This window comes from Chloroflexota bacterium, from assembly GCA_020850535.1.
In the GTDB taxonomy this organism is placed as follows: Bacteria; Chloroflexota; UBA6077; order UBA6077; family JACCZL01; genus JADZEM01.
The window spans coordinates 45,092-61,253 of sequence record JADZEM010000090.1 but is presented as its reverse complement, the minus strand read 5'-3'; the positions used below and the strand labels follow the sequence as shown (position 1 = coordinate 61,253).

The window sequence follows — 16,162 nt, the reverse complement described above, 5'->3', positions numbered from 1 at the left end:
CGTAGCGGCGACTCAGCGCCGCAAATCGATCCGCCAGCTGGTCCAACTCGGCCGAGTCCATCGTCGCACCCCCAGCAACACCCGCTCCTCTCCATTCTACCCGGACGTAAAGCTCGTCGTTGTAGTAGTAGGCAGTAGGCAGTAGGCAGTAGGCAGTAGGCAGTAGGCAGTAGGCAGTAGGCCAACCTGTCATCCTGAGCGTAGCGAGCCTGCGAGCGCAGCGAAGGATCTCACACCCAGCAATCGCAGCTCCTGTGGGTGAGATCCTGCGCTGCGCTCACGATGACATCGTGGATTGCCTCGCGCGCTTCGCCTACTCGCTCGTTCAGTTCTTGGCGACGATCTGCTTGTACTCGTTCTCGGCCCAGGCGGCGGCCTCGGCCGGCTTCATTTTGCCCGTCGCCGCGTTCGCGAACATGTCAGCGATCACGAAGTTGTAGACCGCCTGGGCCGCCGAGCGGGTCGGTGGCCCAGGGGTGCCCGGCAGCCGGTTGACCTTGTTCAGCTCGCGGAAGATCTTCAGCTTCGGATCGTCCGGCCAGACATCGCGCGACTCGATGCCCTTGACCGGCGGGATGAAGTAGGACTGGCCGACCTTCGTCCAGTTGTCGAGGAAGGACGGATCGTGCCAGGCACGCAGGAACGCCTTGCCGCCCTCGACGTTCTTGGAGGACGCGAACAGGCCCCACAGGTTGATGTTGTACTGACCGAACCGGCCGGCCGGCCCCGAGGGCCAGTTGGCATGGTCCATCGTCTCGATGAACTCCTTGCGCGAGGCGTCCGGCTTGGCTGGATCGTTCGCAGCGGTGCGGGCGGCGAGGTAGATCGTGTTGACGTTGACCGTCGCCGAGACCTTGCCGGCCAGGAACGCCTGGTTGTTGTCGGGATCGAGCCAGGCGGTGACGCCGGGGTCCATCACCTTGAACATCTCGGCGTACCACTCGCAGGCCTTGATCGTCTCGGGCGAGTTGATGGCGATGGTCTTGCCGTCGGCCTGGAACTCCTTGCCGCCGAACGCCCAGAGGACCGGGTAGTTGGTGGAACGGGCGTCGCCCGGGGCGTGCCCGAGCGTCATGCCGACCGGCGTCCCCTTCTCGTGGAGCTTGCGCGCCGAGGTCAGCAGCTCGTCGAAGGTGTCCGGGAACTTGTCCAGGCCGGCGGCCTTGAACATCGTCGTCCGGTAGTTCCAGGCGGCCGGGGCCTGCCCGAACATGATCGCGCGCCACTTGCCGTTGACGACGCAGGTCTGCGGAGCGATATCGTACCAACCGCCCCACTGCTTGCTGACCTCGTCAGCCACGTCGGAGACGTCGGCCAGCTTCTCGCCGTACAGGTACGCGTCGAAGTCGCGCAGCACACAGACGTCGCCGCCCACGCCGGTCTCGATGATCGAGGCGACCTTCGTATCCATCTCGGCGTCGGCGAACCGCTCGACCTTCGCGTTCATCCCGGTCGCGGCGGCCAGCTTGGCGACGAGATCGTCAACGAGCTGGTTCTGGGCCGGCACGTACGAGTTGCCGGCGATGACCGTCAGCGAGGTGCCCTTGAGGGCGGCGGCGTCCGCCGGCTTTGAGGCTGGCACCGAGACCGCTGGCGCGGCGGCGGCCGGCGACCCGGCCGGCGCGGCAGCCGCCGGTGAGCCAGATGGTGCTGCCGCGGCCGGCGACCCGGACGGCGCAGCCGCCGCCGGCTTGGTCTCGGCGGGTTTGGTCTCGGCCGGCTTCGCCGCTGCCGGAGCGGCCGTCGGGGCGGCGGTCGGGCTGCTCGGCCGGCAGGCGGCGAGCAGGGCGGCCGCGCTCCCCAATGCGGCCAGTGAGAGGAACCGCCGGCGCGTCACCGGACCGGTGGTGGGGCGGGCTGCCCCGCTGATCTGGGTAGGTCGCATGTCCATTGCCCCTCCATCAGTGAGGTCGTCTGATGCGCACCGGCCATTGGTGCGGCGTCAGTCGCAGTGCGGAGTCCTGGCGAGCAGGACCGGTCAGCCTGTCGTGGTAGGTTAGGATATTAGATACGATCGTAGCGGTGGGATGATGGCGTGCGGGTCCGGACGCCTAGCCGTTGGCGCGGCGTCGCGCCGGGCGGCTGCTCCGAGTGGCGTTGTCCTCGGCGGACTGGCCGGCCAGCCGCCCGATGATCGGGGTGGCTTCGGCGTGCCGGCTGCGGATCATGGCGGCGTACGTCTCGGCGTCACCGTCGCGAATCAGCTCCAGGCGACGCCGGTTCATCTCCAGATCGCCGGCCCAGCGCAGCGGATCCCGCGTGACCAGCGACTGACCATAGCGGTCGAGTCGGTCGTTGAGGCGCACGGCGGCCTCGGGCAGGGATGGCCGGCCGGGCGACCCCAGGATGATGAAATGCAGCTGCCGCTGCGCCCGGCGATACCGTCGATAGTCGGCCTGCGTGCAGGCGTCGGTCATCTCGGCGAGCGCCGCCTCAGCCTGCTCGAAGTGCGCCTCCGTCATGCTCGCCATGATGTCGGGCAGCGCCCCGATCTCCAGCACGTCGCGCATGAAGATCAGGTCGTCCCACTCCTCGACGGTGAGCTGCGAGACCTCTGCGCCTCGGTGGGGCCGCAGCACGACCATCCCCTCAGCTTCGAGCGTCAGCAATGCTTCGCGGACGGGCGTCTTGCTGACGCCGAAGCGGGCGGCCAGATCGGCCTCAACCAGGCGGTCGCCCGGTGCGAAGCCACCGAAGACGATGCGCTCGCGCAGCTCCTCGTAGATGACGTCCTTGATTTTCGGATGGTTGCCCAGGCTCGGCAGCGAGAGCACGCGCGGCTCACCGCTGCCACGGGGGGCTGGCGGCGTGGTGGCGCGTGTCCGCTCCTCGAACGAGGTCATTGAGCGACGTACCCGCCGTCCACGGCGATGGTCTGCCCGGTCAGGAACGAGCTGGCGTCCGATGCCAGCAGCATGGCCGGCCCGACCAGCTCGTCAACGGTCCCGAAGCGGTCGACAGGGTGCTTCTTGCGGAACTCCACGTAGAAGTCGGGTTCCAGCTCGACTTGCTTCGCCACCATCTCGGTGGCGATGACGCCCGGGGCGATGGCGTTCACGCGCACGCCGCGCGTCGCCCACTCGACGGCCAGGGCCCGTGTCAGCTGCACCACGCCCCCCTTGCTGGCAAGGTAGGCGGGGTTGCCGTTGTAGCCGACGAGGCCCGCAATCGAGGCGATGTTGATGATGCTGCCCTTGCCGGCCCGGAGCATCACTGCGCCAGCCTCGCGACAGAAGAGGAACGTGCCGGTCAGGTTGATGTCGAGCACGGTCTTCCAGCGCTCGAGCGGATACCCCTCGGCCGGGTGCCGCGCACCGATGCCTGCGCCGTTGATCAGGATGTCGAGCCGACCCCACCGCGAGACCGCGGCCTGGACGGCGCGCTTCACGTCGTCCTCGTTCGTCACGTCAGCCTCGACGGCCGCCGCGTCGGCACCGGCGTCCCGCAACGCCTTGACGGTAGCTTCGGCAGCGTCCTGCCGTCGGTCGACAATCAGGATCGACGCACCGGCCGACGCCAGACCGCCGGCCATCGCCGTGCCGATGGCACCGCCGCCGCCGGTGATGAGGGCGACGCGGCCATCAAGGCGAAACAGGTCGATCCCGGCGAACTGGGCCATAGGCTCCTCCGCATAGGGCACATCGTCGTGCTGGCCCTACGGTGCAGTGCGGCATATCATATCCGATCAGACGGTGACTGTCTACACGTCTGGTCGAGATCGTGGGTCGTGGATCGTGGGTGGAGGGTCGTCGATTGTGGGTGGAGGGTCGTCGATTGTGGGTGGAGGGTCGTCGATTGTGGGTGGAGGGTCGTATCAGTGAAAGCACGCGACTTTCAATTGTCATCCTGAGCGCAGCGAAGGATCTCACCCGCTGACCGTCAACGCTCACCCATCTGCTGATGCTCGACGTTTGCGTCAGCGGTCAGCAATGAGTCTGTCATCCTGAACGAGCGAGCTTGCGAGCGACGTGAAGGGTCTCCCAACCTTGACGGTCAGCGGGTGAGATCCTTCGCTGCGCTCAGGATGACATGGGGAGTTGCGTTTTTACTCCATCGCAGCGGCGCGCGTCAGCCAGTATGCTCCCACGACCCACGACCCACGACCCACGACCCACGACCCACGACCCAACAGAGGAGGATGCATGCGACCGAACTCTGCGAAGCGGAAACTTCAGGCCGGACTGCCGATCCTCGGCGCGAGCGTGAGCTGCTGCAGCCCGCTGGTGGCCGAGACGATGGGCCACATGGGATACGATTGGCTGCTGCTCGATTTGCAGCATGGCGAGAACAACCTCGGCAATATCGGCTCGCTGCTGACCGCCGTCAGCGCCACCCCGACGATCCCCTGGGTCCGCGTCGTTTCCAACGATGGCCCCTTGATCCAGCGGGTGCTCGACCTGGGGGCGTACGGCGTGGTCGTGCCGCTGATCAACAACGCCCGCGAGGCCGAGGCTGCCGTCCGGGCGATGCGCTACCCGCCCAGGGGCGACCGCTCGTGGGGACCGATTCGCGGCTCGCTGTACGGCGGCTCGGACTACTTTGCCGAGGCTGAGCGCGAGCTGATGCTGGTGGTGATGATCGAGACGGCTGAGGGCATCCAGAACGCCGCCGAGATCCTGGCCGTGGACGGCGTCGACGGCTGCCTGATCGGCACGAACGACTTTTCGCTGTCGTTCGGGCTGTCGCCGCGCCCGGTGCCGGACGCCGCGCCGATGGATCCGCGCGTCGAAGAGGCGGCCACGCAGGTGCTTCAGGCCGCGCAACGCCACGGGAAGGGGCCGGGCCTGTTCACGACCGATGCCGGCATGGCCGGCGAGCGGGTACGCCAGGGCTTCCGGATCATCTCGATGTTGGGTGACGTGGGAGGCATGCGCGCCGGCTGTGGCGCGAACCTTGCGCAGGTGCGGGCCGTCGCTGACACGATTGCCGCATCCTGATGCCCGATCGGAGGCAGGCAGGCAGTCAGCCTGCCTGATCCTCCGATGCCCCTTGCCGCGGCCGGCGAGTGCCTCGGCGACCGTCACGTGAGCACCCTCAGGTACGGCCTGTGACGTTCTCGAGTGGCTGTGTTGATGGCAGCCAGAGGATGAATGTGGCGCCTTGACCCTCTCCGGCGCTCTCAGCCCACAGCTTTCCGGCGTGACGATCGGCGATCTGGCGGCAGATGTACAGGCCGAGCCCAAGACCCGGAATGTTCTCGGTCGTGGCGTTCGGCGCACGCCCGAAAGGCTGAAAGATCCGTTCAGTCATCCCCTCGGGCAGCCCAATCCCGTGATCCTGCACGCGCAGCTCGGTGCCCGAGGGGTCTTGACGCACACTGACCAGAATCTGACCATGTCCCTGCGAGTATTTCACCGCATTGTCGAGCATGTTCACGAGGATCTGTTCGATGCGATCGGGATCCATCATGGCGGGGCGGATGGCCTCGCCGATGGCGATGGCAACCTGCTGGCGTCCCGGATGCGGAAGGCGGGCCGCGACTTCACGGGTCAGCGCCGCGAGATCGGTCATCCGAAGCCGCAGCAGCAGCGCACCCTGCTGAAGCCTCGTGACGTCCAGCAGGTCTTCAATCAGCGTCGTCAGGCGGTTGGTTCCAGCTTCGATGGAGGTGACGTATCGTTCGAGGCGCTCGGCGTCCAGGCGGCCCGACCGTGCAAGGCGACAGAGAAGCTGCGCCGTTCCCTTGATGCCTGCGACTGGATTCCGCAACTCATGTGAGGCGATAGAGAGAAACTCGTCTCGTGCTCGGATGGCCGCCTCGGCCGTCTGTCGTGCCTTGACCTGATCGGTCACGTCGTAGGCGTGGACGAAGATGCCAGTGATCGTCCGAGAGCGCCCGTACATCGGGGCGTAGACGAAATCGAGAAAGAGCGTCTCCAGCACACCATCGCCCTGCAAGTCGAGCTGGAGCGGCATTTGATCGGCGATGAACGGCTGGCCGGTGGTGTACACCTGGTGGAGCAGTTCGTAGATCCCCTGGTTCTGAAGCTCCGGAAAAACCTCGCGAACGGACTTGCCGATCACATCGTGTCGGCCCGTCAGATCGAGGTAGCATTGATTTGCCAGCGTAAAGACCTGGTCGGGGCCGCTCAAGAGCGCGATCGCAGATGGCGCGTGCTCGAAGAGATGCTCCAGTTGCTCGCGGGTCGCCTGCTCTTGCTGGCGTAGCTGGGCGCTGGCAAGTGCATTGCCGATCTGACCGGTCACCAGGCGCAGGAATTCTCGATACCCTTCGTCGAACGGCAGGCGCGGGCTCAAACCGGCGACCAGGACCCCGGCTACGCCGGCCTGACCTGGTGCTTCAATCGGCAGGAGCAGGGCACCCGGGGCTGGCTCGGGCCAGCGGCCACCCGGGACCGTCGCGAAACGCGCGGCGAGATCGTTTACCAGCTCAGTCTGCTGCGATGAGACCACGCTCTGGAAAGGCCAGGTCTCGCCTGGTGACCGAGGAGCACCGAGGTCAACGGTCTCTCGAACTGAGAGCTCGTCCGAGCATCCGACTCGGGCGACCAGCTGCAACGCATGGCCATCAGCGTCACGTTCGTACAGCAGCGCGAACGACACGTCGGCGTCATAGTTGGACAGCAGATCGGACGTCAACCGGTAAATCTCCGCTGACGTCTGCGGATGTACGGCGAATTGGTCGGCGAGGCTTTGGAGGAGACGCATCCGGCGCTCACTCACGACGCGATCGGTAGTCTCCTGGACGATCACCAGGGTCCCGCCAATGCTCCCATCGTCATCAAGGACCGGGCTGTAGCCGTAGGTCCAATAGACTTCCTCGACGCGATGGTTGCGTGAGATCGGCACGAAGTGATCGACGTTCCAGGTCGAATCGCCGCGTTCCATGACGGCCTCGATCTGGGGACCGATGGCGGGCCAGATCTCCGACCAAAACGTCCGCCCACTGGCCCCGAGCGCGTTGGGATGCCGATCGTCGCCGAGGCTTGGGCGGTATCCATCGTTGTAGAACTGCACAAGCTCCGGACCCCACCAGAGGAACATCGGGTGCTGCGAGCTGAGCATCAGGTTCAGGACGGTTCGGAGGCTGCGAGGCCAGAAGCGCGGCGGACCGACTGGCGTTCGGTCCCAGTCAAAGGCGCGCGTACGTTCCGCCATCTCGCCCCGAGAGGCAGGCAGATTGCCCCCGAGCGCCGCGTCGAAGTTCTGAGTTCCGCTACTCACGAGATGGCGTCCTTGGACTGAGTTCGGTGTCGAATAGCAAGACCCATGCCAGCACGGCCGACGGTCGCGACAGCGGTCGCCGAGCGCGCGGCTGACGCCCAGCAACGGCTGACGCCCAGCAACGGCTGACGGACCGGCACGTTTGAAGCCGAGCGCCGCGAGTCCTTCCTGACGCTGTCGGCGGATCTGGCGACGTGGCCATCGCGCGTCCGGCGGCCGAATCCTGCCACGACGAGCCGGCGGCCATCCACGCCGTCAAGCCCTGAGGGCTGACTGGTTGCCGACTGACAGCACGAAGGCCACCCCGGAGGGGTGGCCTTTCGTCAGTCTGGAGCGCCGATCCGAGACGTGCCCTACGGCTTGCTCGGAGCGGCCGGCTGGGCAGGCGCCGCTGGCTGCTGGGCCGGCGGGTTCACCTCGACCTTCGGCACGTTGATGTTGACGCTCGGATTCTCGCGCTGCTGGGCCGGCGGATTCACGTTGACGTTGGTGGTGCTCGACGACGGCCCAGAGAACATTCCGGAGAAGAGCAGCCACATCACGACGACGGCGACGACAATCGCCAGAATCACGGCCAGCATGCCCGCGCCAGCCGATGTGGCGCGGCCTTCCGGCTCAACCGGTGCGGGAGTGTTGACGTTGATCTGTGCCATCCCAGCGATCCCTAGACGAGACCAAGTACGCGCAACACGACGACGATCACGACGATGGCACCGATGATGTAGAGAATCGAGTACATCTGAGTCACCTCCGCCGCTCTCTAAAGCACGGTCTGTGCCACGACAATTCGGTATGCTGGTGAAAACGTCGTCGGCGCACCGGGGTGGCTGCTGGTGCGTGTGCCGGAGGCCGTCTCCATGCCGCTCCGTGACCGCATCCTGGCCGCCCGTGGCCGCGCGCCCGCGCACCTCGTCCTGAAGCGCGCCCGCGTCGTCAACGTGCTGACCAACGAGATCTACGACCACCCGGCGGACGTCGCGATCCACGAGGGCGACATCGTCGGTGTTGGACTTGGCGGCCAGCGCTACAACGGCCAGCGCGAGATCGACCTCGACGGCGCGTACCTGTTGCCGGGGCTGATCGACGGACACTTGCACGTCGAGAGCACCATGCTCTCGGCCGGCGAGTTCGCACGGGCCGTCGCGCCGTCCGGCACGACCAGTGTCGTCGTTGACCCGCACGAGATCGGCAACGTGCTGGGCGCACCGGGCATCCAGATGCTGCTGGCGGCCACCGACGACCTGCCGCTGAACTTCTTCGTCAACGTGCCGTCGTGCGTGCCGGCCTCAGAGATGGAGAACGGCGGCCACACCCTGACCGCTGAGGACATGGCCCCCTTACTCGACCATCCGCGCGTGGTGGGCATCGCGGAGCTGATGAACTTCCCCGGGGTGCTCGCCGGCGATCCGGCCGTGCTGGCCAAGGCCGAGCTGGGTCAGCGGCGCGGCGTGCCGATTGACGGGCACGCCCCGGGCGTCACCGGCAAGGATCTCTGCGCCTATCTGACGGCTGGTATCGAGAGCGATCACGAGACGACCCGCGCCGAAGAGGCCGAGGAGAAGCTGCGGCAAGGTCTCTGGCTGATGGTCCGGGAAGGCTCAACCGAGCACAACCTGCACGAGCTGTTGCCGGTCGTCAGGCGGCTGCGAGCGCGACGCGCGCTGTTCGTCACCGACGACCGCGCTCCGAACGATCTCCTGCACCAGGGCCATCTCGATCACGCCGTGCGGCTCGCTATCGCCGAGGGCATGGACCCGGTCGGGGCCATCGCGATGGCGACCATCAACGCCGCCGAGCGGTTCAGGTTGCCGCGCATCGGGGCGATTGTGCCGGGCTATCGGGCGGACCTGATCGTCGCGGACGACCTCCAGAACCTGCGCGCGAAGCTGGTGTTCAAGGACGGCGCGATTGTCGCACGCGATGGCCGACCGACGTTCACGCCGCCCCCGTTCGACTACTCCCAGGCCCTGGACACCGTCCACATCGGCCGGCTGGACGCCTCGAAGCTGGTCATCCCGGCCACGGGGAGCCACGCTCGGGTGATCGGCGTGGTGCCCCACCAGATCGTGACGCGCCACCTGGTCGAAGAGCCGGCCATCGTCAATGGTCATATTGTCTCCGATCCCGGCCGCGACATCCTCAAGATGGCCGTCGTCGAGCGGCACAGGGCGACGGGCGACGTCGGCGTCGGGCTGGTCAAGGGGTTCGGCCTGAAGGCTGGCGCGCTGGCGTCGAGTGTCGCGCACGACGCCCACAATATCGGCGTGGTCGGCGTGAGCGACGAGGACATGCTGGCAGCCGTTTACGCGGTGGTGGAGCAGCGCGGCGGGCTGGCCGCGGTCCGCGACGGCGAGGTGCTGGCCCGCTTGCCGCTGCCCATTGGCGGCCTGATGTCCGACCTCCCCTTCGAGGAGGTCGCGGCGCGGCTGGAGGCTGTCGAGGAGGCTGCGAGCAGCATCGGCTGCACGGTCTGGCGGCCGTTCATGGTGCTCTCGTTCCTGGCGCTCTCGGTGATCCCAGCCCTCAAACTGACCGACCGTGGCCTGGTGGACGTCGAGGCGTGGGAGCTGGTGCCCGTCGGGGTGTAGCCGCGTAGAGGGGGTACCATTCTGCGCCCGTCGTCTTCGCGGTGGGGCTCGACGGCGCCGGCGTGCTGATCTTCTCGCTGCCGACGTCGCTGCTGGACGAGGGCGCCATCATCCGAGGGACGCTCCCGTTGCTCAGTGCCCGCCGTCATCCCGACTGAAGCGAGGAACGAGCGGAATGGAAGGATCTTCCTGGAGTCTGGACCCGGTGCGCCGGAGAAGATCCCTCGACTTCGCTCCGGATGCTTGCCCTGAGCTTGCCGAATGGGTCGCTTTGCTCGGGATGACGGGGGTAGCATCGGCAGTGGCCCGACCTGGTCGTTCACGACTGACTGGCCACTAGACCAGCGCAGCTCCGGCCTCGGCCATCTCACGAATGGCAGCCTCACCGTCCGTTGGCTGGATGTTGACGGCCCGGCATCCATCCTGAATCAGCTTGACCTGGAAGCCGGCCTTCAGGCCGTCCAGGACGGTGGCGCGAACGCAGTAGTCCGTGGCCAGCCCGCCGACGTAGATGGTCTTGACGCCGTGTTGCTCCAGGATCGATGCCAGCAGCGTGCCGTCGCCGTCGCGCCCCTCGAAGCCCGAGTAGGCGTCCTCGTCATTCCGCATGCCCTTGCGGATGTGGACGGCGCCGGCCGGCAGCTTGAGGTCCGGGTGGTACGCGGCCCCTGGCGTATCCTGGACGCAGTGAACGGGCCACGCGCCGCCGTTCGTGGCGAAGTGCGAGGTGTCTGACGGGTGCCAGTCGCGGTCCGCCACGACCAGACAGCCGGCCTTCGCGAACGCCTCGGCGTAGGCGTTGATGACCGGCACGACCTTGTCACCGTCAGCCACCGGCAGCGAGCCGCCAGGACAGAAGTCGTTCTGCACGTCGATGATGACCAGGGCACTGTCGGGAGTAGGCGTCAACATCGTCGTCTCCACAGGCTGGATTCAACTACGCTACAGTCAAATATGGCGTATCTCGCAGCGTGTCGTCCAGGCAAACCAGAAGCCCGGGCCGCCGACGCTGGTCGGCTGGCCCGGGCTCCGAGGACTGATACTGTCCGACTCCCCCTCTCCCGCGCAACAGTCCATGGTCTGATGGTTGCATGGGAGTGGAGTGGCGAACTCACAGGAATGCGTGCAAGATGACAGGGGGAGCCGGACTCAAGACCCTGACCTGACCGCCCGTCGCTCGTGAGATGCTGTCTACAGCTCAACACGCCACGAACAGGGGCGGTCGGATCGATCTCTCGCTAACCCCTCGACGGCTCGCTGTCCGAGGCTGGACCCTGGTTGCTCGACTGGGCCGGAGGAGCTGGCGGCGGCGGCGAGGACGGCTCGCGGTAGGCGACGCCGCCATGCTCGGAACGATCCCGCTGCTCCTGCTGCGCCCGCTCCTCGGATGGGCGGCGCGCCCCAGCGTAGCGCACCGACGCCGCGGCCGTGCCGACCTGGGTCGGGGCCGGGCGCTGCTCCTGCACCTCGGGCGTGGGAGCCGGCAGCGCCGGCGTCGGCAGATCGACGATCCGGCCGCTGGTCCGGCCAACCTCGGCGTCGACCCGCGCAACGATCTCCTCGACCTCTTCGCCGAGCAGCTCTTCCTTCTCCAGCAGCGCTTCCACGATGGCGTGGACGTGCGGCTTGTTCTTCTCGACCAGCTGCCGGGCCGACTGGAACTGCTGCTGCATCACCCGCTCGGCCTGCTGCCGCTCGTGGGGGGTCGGCTGCTCGTTCCAGAGCGTGAACAACTGGCCACCCATGCCGCAGCGGACGTACTGGAGCGCCCGATAGCTCGCGCCCGGCAGATCGCCGCCCATGCCGTTCGTCTCGGTGCCGAGGAAGACGATCTCCGCCGCCTTGCTGGCGAGGTAGATCTGGATGTCGATCAGCAGCTCTTCCTTGGTCGTGATGTGGATCTCTTCCTTCGCCTTGTCGAAGGCCACACCCTCCGCCCCACGCAGCTCGCCGTACTGCATCAGCGTCAGCCGATCCAGCCGCTTGCGGGTGTAGAGCCGCAGCATCGCGATGGCGTGCCCGGCCTCGTGGTAGGCGACGCGCCGCTTGTCCTCGAAGGTCCGCCCGGAGATCCGCTGGCGCAGGCCGTACTCGCGGGTCTCCATCGCGTGGCGGACATCGGCGTAGGTGATCGCGTCGCGGTTGTCGAAGTGCGCATGCACCACCGCCTCGTTGACCACGAACTTGATCTCGACCGGGCTGTAGCCCTGGCCCTCGGGCGTGATCATCTCGGTGGCGATTCGCTCGACCGGCAGGCCCGGCACGCTCTTGACCTTGGCGAGGTAGTAGTCGAGCACTTCGAGGCGGCCCTCGTAGCTCGGCCGCTCGACCTGGATCTTCCAGTCGAACCGCCCTGGCCGCAGCAGGGCCGGATCCAGCGTGTTGACGAGGTTCGTCGCGCCCATCGTGAAGACCGGTGGCATCTCAGCCTTCGCCGTCCGCCACCCGAACTTGCGGAGCAGCTTGGCCCGCCAGCCCTGGTCTGTCGGCGGGGGGTCCATCTGCATCAGCAGCTCGTTCAGCAGGCCCGAGCCGCCTCCCATCCCCATGAAACCGCCCATCATCGCGCCCGGCCCCTGGCCCGCGCGTGCCATACCGATGGCGTCGATCTCGTCCATGAAGATGATGCACGCGCCGTACTTCTTGGCCATCTTGCGGGCCTTGCTGTACAGCATCATCACCTTGATGTTGCCGATGCCCATGAACATGCTCTGGAAGCTGGGCGAGGACGCGTAGGCGAACGGGATGCCGGCCTCGCTGGCGATGCACTGCGCCAGGTACGACTTGCCCGTGCCAGGAGGGCCTGCCAGCAGCATGCCCCGGTGAACCTGGCCGCCCATCTCCTTGAAGCCCTTGACGCCGCGCAGCAGCGTCACGACGCGCTCGGCCAGCTCGATGATCTCAGGGTTGCCCTTGTAGTCCTTGAAGCCGACGCCCGTCTCGCCCGGCATGATCCAGTAGATGCGCGTCCGTCCCAGGAACCAGAACATCGCGACGAACTGGATGATGATGAAGAAGACGGCGAAGAAGAGCTGGAACAGGATGGTGAAGACAAACCCGAGGATCGGACCCCAGGTGTCGAGGTTCGGGAGGAAGACGAAGTAGAGGAAGCCGCCAATGGCTGCCAGGACGACGACGATGCGGAAGATCGCCCCGAGCTTTCCGAGAAAGCCGTCGATCCGCCGATCGAGCTCGTCGTACTCCTTCTCTACGAAGGGCGAGGTGGTGCGAGCCGCCATCTGTCGGGGCCTCCTTACTGAACCTTGGCGATCTTGCCAGATCGATCCAAGGTGAACACGTACCACATCGGCTCAGGCTCGGACCGGGGCTGCGGTCCGCGCGTCAGGACGGTGTAGAAGTGCATGCTGGTGCCATCGGGAAACGCCTGTCCGCCGATATAGGTGACTTGTTCCAGCTTGATGCCCGCTTGCTTCGCCTGATCCATCTGGTTCTGCATCGCCTGGAGGTTGATGCCCCGGCTGCGATACATGCCCTGGGCTTCTTCGTTGTACGCGTTCCAGACCAGGTCGGCGTTGAAGGTCTCGGTGCCGCGCATGTAGCTCTCGGTCGAGGTCGGCTGGCCGGCGCCGGGCAGGCGCATCGCCGCTGGCATCGACAGGCTGAACGAAGGCAGCCCCGTCTGGAGCAGGAGCAGCGACGCGCCGGCGAGCAATGCCACCAGCAGGATGCCAAAGCGAACCTTGCTGACGACAAGGCCCCGAATCAGACGATGCAGCAGCCGCTGGACGATACGTCCCATCATACCGTGGCTCCGAGACACGCCAGACGTAGATGATGCAGGCGCCCGTGCGGCCTGCGTTCACGTCTATCGAGTGCGCTCACCGGTCTACGATATCGCTCAGTGAGCCAGACGTGCCAGAGATAACTGCTGATAGTGCGTTTATGAAGGCGTCAGCGGATCTCTTTTCGGGCTGGCCTCGGCCGGGTCAGGGTGGCGCGGCGCGGACGCGCGCGAGGGACGAAGCGACACCCACGTCGCCCCGTCCCTCGCTGGTGGTCCCTGACTTCGCTCGCCGTGCGTCCTGGTGGTGTGCGTCCTGGCGGTCGAACGTCGTTCGCCTCGGCCGACGAGCTTTCGGACCGTATCCCCAGGCGCCTGCTGGGCGTGCCCTACCGCGCACTCCCGGCCAGGACGCCGTCTCGTGCTGCCGCGTCCTTCTTCAACTCGGGCATGACGTGCTTCGCGAACAGCTCCATCGAGCGCATCACCTTCTTGTGCTCGATCTCGCCGATGCGCATCCAGCTCATCCAGTGGTTCGTGTAGGCCCGGCCGTTGTACGCCCGAAGCTGCTCCAGCACCGTCTCGGGCGAGCCGAAGCACGCGCCCCACTCCCAGAGGTTGTCGGAGGCGGCCCGCGCGACGGCCTCAGGGTTGTCCGGGTACTGCTCGTAGCCGGACTGCGGCTTCGGGCGGCCGGGGGCGCCTGGCAGGAACGTCGACAGGCTCTTGTAGAACCACTCCGCGTTTGACCGGCCCTCCCGCTGGGCCTCCTCGTCAGTCGGGGCAACGTAGATCTTCACGGTCAGCGGCATGTCGATGTCGGCCATCGTCTTGCCGGTCTGCTCGAGCGCCTCGGCGTAGAGCCGCGTGCCTTCCTCGACCGTGCTCAGGGACACGAAGTTGAGCGAGCGGATGATCGGCTGAGCGATCCGGCCCGCCGCCTGGTACGAGCCTGGCGTCACGACCGTCCAGTACATCGGCGGGTGCGGCTGCTGGACCGGCTTCGGGAAGACCGAGACATCCTTGAACTGCCAGTACTTGCCCTCGTGGGAGAAGTTATCCTTGGTCCAGGCCTTCTTGATGATGTCGACGCTCTCGGCAAACATCTCGCGCGAGTTCGTCTGATCGATCTGGAACGTCTGGAACTCGGGAACCTGCCAGCCGCGCCCGGCCCCGATCATCAATCGTCCATCGCTGAGGACGTCGAGCAGGGCCGTGTCTTCGGCGATGCGGAGCGGGTGCTGAAACGGCAGCACGATGGCCGCGATGCCCAGCTTGATCCGGCTGGTGCGCTGGCTGACCGCCGCGACCAGCGGGATCGGGTTGCCCAGCAGGCCGGGCGTCGCGAAGTGGTGTTCGGGCACCCAGACGGAGTCGAAGCCCAGCTCCTCGGCGTACTGGATCTCCTCCAGCACTTCGCGGAACACCCGCTCCTGCGAGAGTTTGCTGAACTCGCTGAAGAGGAACATCAGTCCAACTTGCATAGCCCCATGCCCTTTCACAACCACGCGGTCACGAATACCGAGACCCCGGTCTTTCCGAGGATCTACCGTCGCCGCCAGGTGACCGGTCGCTGAAGTCAGGAGCTGGAACGCCATACGCTCGGGAAGCGACCGCTGCGCCGGTCGGCCGCCTACCGATCCTATGCCGTTGCCTATTGGGACGACTTCTGGGTCTGCGCCGCGCTGCGGACCCTGTCCTCAGCATCGAGAATCAATACCGCGGGCGCGAAGAGAACAACGCCGCGACCGTCGTACCGCGCCCCACGGGCGGGAATGAACTCGCTGTCACCGGGAGATCGTCAGAGATCGATCACAACCTACAGCGTTTTAGTACAGCGCTTTATGTGTCCGATGTCCCGTCCCGGCCGGGACACTCGCACCCCGAATCGCTATTCCTGATAGAAATAACATGATATCTGGGTCGAATTCGGCTAACGGTCGGGCTGGAGCGTGCCAATCATCGCCTCGATCTGGGCGAACTCGGCCTCGACATTCGCGCGGTCGGGTACCATGCCGCGCACCGTGATCGTGGACGCGCCCGGCTGGAGTGCGCCGACCAGCGCCTTCTCGTCGATGAGCATGGCGCCATCGGTGTGCGGCTGGATCGTGTACTGCATGAACATCAGGATCGCACCGGTCGCCGTCACCTCGGACTGCAGCACGGCGAGGTCGGGCGTCGTCGTCTTCTGCGACAGGACGAGGTCATCCGCCATCTCGCGCGGCGTGCGGGTGTCGTGCAGGAGGCCGACCAGCAGCGCAGACGTCTCATTGCCGAGGATGACCACGTCGCCGCGCTCGGGGTCGCTCCGCTCCTCCACGATCCGCCAGCCGTCGGGTGGGGCGAGCTTCAGGCCGAACTGCGGGCTGCGCCAGACGTTCGTCGCGTCCTGAGCCTGTGCCGCCGCGGGCGTGACGGTGATCAGCACAACGGCCAGAAGCACCACCACCAGCCGCCAGGCGAACTGGCCGGCGGCTGAAGAACGCCGGCGCCGATGCACGTGGTCCCCGGCTCGAATCGCCGCCTGCCAGGCTCGACTTCGCCGACGCATCGCTGCTCTTCCCTCGTACACGACCGAAAGCCGCGGCACCCGACCCTACTTCACAGAATGTGATGCACGAACCGGACCAGGATGGGCAATCGTTCT

12 protein-coding genes are annotated in these 16,162 nt (G+C 66.4%); 2 read left to right on the top strand and 10 right to left on the bottom strand.

Annotation, left to right across the window (positions count from 1 at the left end; translation table 11 throughout):
* Nucleotides 1-325 precede the first annotated feature (325 nt).
* The 3 genes from IT306_13100 to IT306_13090 form a co-directional block, all read right to left on the bottom strand.
* The gene (locus tag IT306_13100; protein MCC7369359.1) at nucleotides 326-1,891 is read right to left on the bottom strand and encodes an extracellular solute-binding protein; all 1,566 of its coding nucleotides are present in this window, start codon (nucleotides 1,889-1,891) and stop codon (nucleotides 326-328) included.
* A 160-nt stretch (nucleotides 1,892-2,051) separates the two neighbouring features.
* Complete coding sequence (locus IT306_13095; protein MCC7369358.1) at nucleotides 2,052-2,843, bottom strand: GntR family transcriptional regulator; 792 nt, start codon at nucleotides 2,841-2,843, stop codon at nucleotides 2,052-2,054.
* Nucleotides 2,840-3,619, bottom strand: a complete 780-nt coding sequence (locus tag IT306_13090) for an SDR family oxidoreductase (GenBank protein ID MCC7369357.1) — start codon at nucleotides 3,617-3,619, stop codon at nucleotides 2,840-2,842. Before IT306_13090 ends, IT306_13095 begins: the two co-directional genes overlap by 4 nt.
* A gap of 523 nt (nucleotides 3,620-4,142) precedes the next feature.
* Between IT306_13090 and IT306_13085 the strand changes: the two genes are divergently transcribed.
* Nucleotides 4,143-4,937: a 2,4-dihydroxyhept-2-ene-1,7-dioic acid aldolase gene (locus IT306_13085; protein ID MCC7369356.1), complete on the top strand. Its 795-nt coding sequence runs from the start codon at nucleotides 4,143-4,145 to the stop codon at nucleotides 4,935-4,937.
* 97 nt (nucleotides 4,938-5,034) lie between these two features.
* Here IT306_13085 and IT306_13080 read toward each other — a convergent pair whose 3' ends face one another.
* Nucleotides 5,035-7,185 (bottom strand): PAS domain-containing protein, encoded by a 2,151-nt coding sequence (locus IT306_13080; GenBank protein ID MCC7369355.1) that lies wholly within the window; start codon nucleotides 7,183-7,185, stop codon nucleotides 5,035-5,037.
* A gap of 353 nt (nucleotides 7,186-7,538) precedes the next feature.
* Nucleotides 7,539-7,838, bottom strand: a complete 300-nt coding sequence (locus IT306_13075; protein ID MCC7369354.1) for a hypothetical protein — start codon at nucleotides 7,836-7,838, stop codon at nucleotides 7,539-7,541.
* 204 nt (nucleotides 7,839-8,042) lie between these two features.
* Here IT306_13075 and ade point away from each other — a divergent pair, with 204 nt between their 5' ends.
* Nucleotides 8,043-9,773, top strand: a complete 1,731-nt coding sequence (ade, locus tag IT306_13070) for an adenine deaminase (protein MCC7369353.1) — start codon at nucleotides 8,043-8,045, stop codon at nucleotides 9,771-9,773.
* A gap of 336 nt (nucleotides 9,774-10,109) precedes the next feature.
* On the opposite strand, the gene pncA is transcribed toward ade, so the two are convergent.
* From pncA to IT306_13045, 5 genes are all read right to left on the bottom strand, one after another.
* Nucleotides 10,110-10,685 (bottom strand): bifunctional nicotinamidase/pyrazinamidase, encoded by a 576-nt coding sequence (gene pncA / locus IT306_13065; protein ID MCC7369352.1) that lies wholly within the window; start codon nucleotides 10,683-10,685, stop codon nucleotides 10,110-10,112.
* A 326-nt stretch (nucleotides 10,686-11,011) separates the two neighbouring features.
* A complete protein-coding gene (locus tag IT306_13060; protein MCC7369351.1) occupies nucleotides 11,012-13,012 on the bottom strand; it encodes an AAA family ATPase in 2,001 nt (666 codons plus the stop codon).
* A 14-nt stretch (nucleotides 13,013-13,026) separates the two neighbouring features.
* Complete coding sequence (locus IT306_13055; protein ID MCC7369350.1) at nucleotides 13,027-13,536, bottom strand: hypothetical protein; 510 nt, start codon at nucleotides 13,534-13,536, stop codon at nucleotides 13,027-13,029.
* 368 nt (nucleotides 13,537-13,904) lie between these two features.
* A complete protein-coding gene (locus tag IT306_13050) occupies nucleotides 13,905-14,999 on the bottom strand; it encodes an LLM class flavin-dependent oxidoreductase (GenBank protein MCC7369349.1) in 1,095 nt (364 codons plus the stop codon).
* Between the two features lie 449 nt (nucleotides 15,000-15,448).
* A complete protein-coding gene (locus tag IT306_13045; GenBank protein ID MCC7369348.1) occupies nucleotides 15,449-16,015 on the bottom strand; it encodes a hypothetical protein in 567 nt (188 codons plus the stop codon).
* Between the last annotated feature and the right edge of the window lie 147 nt (nucleotides 16,016-16,162).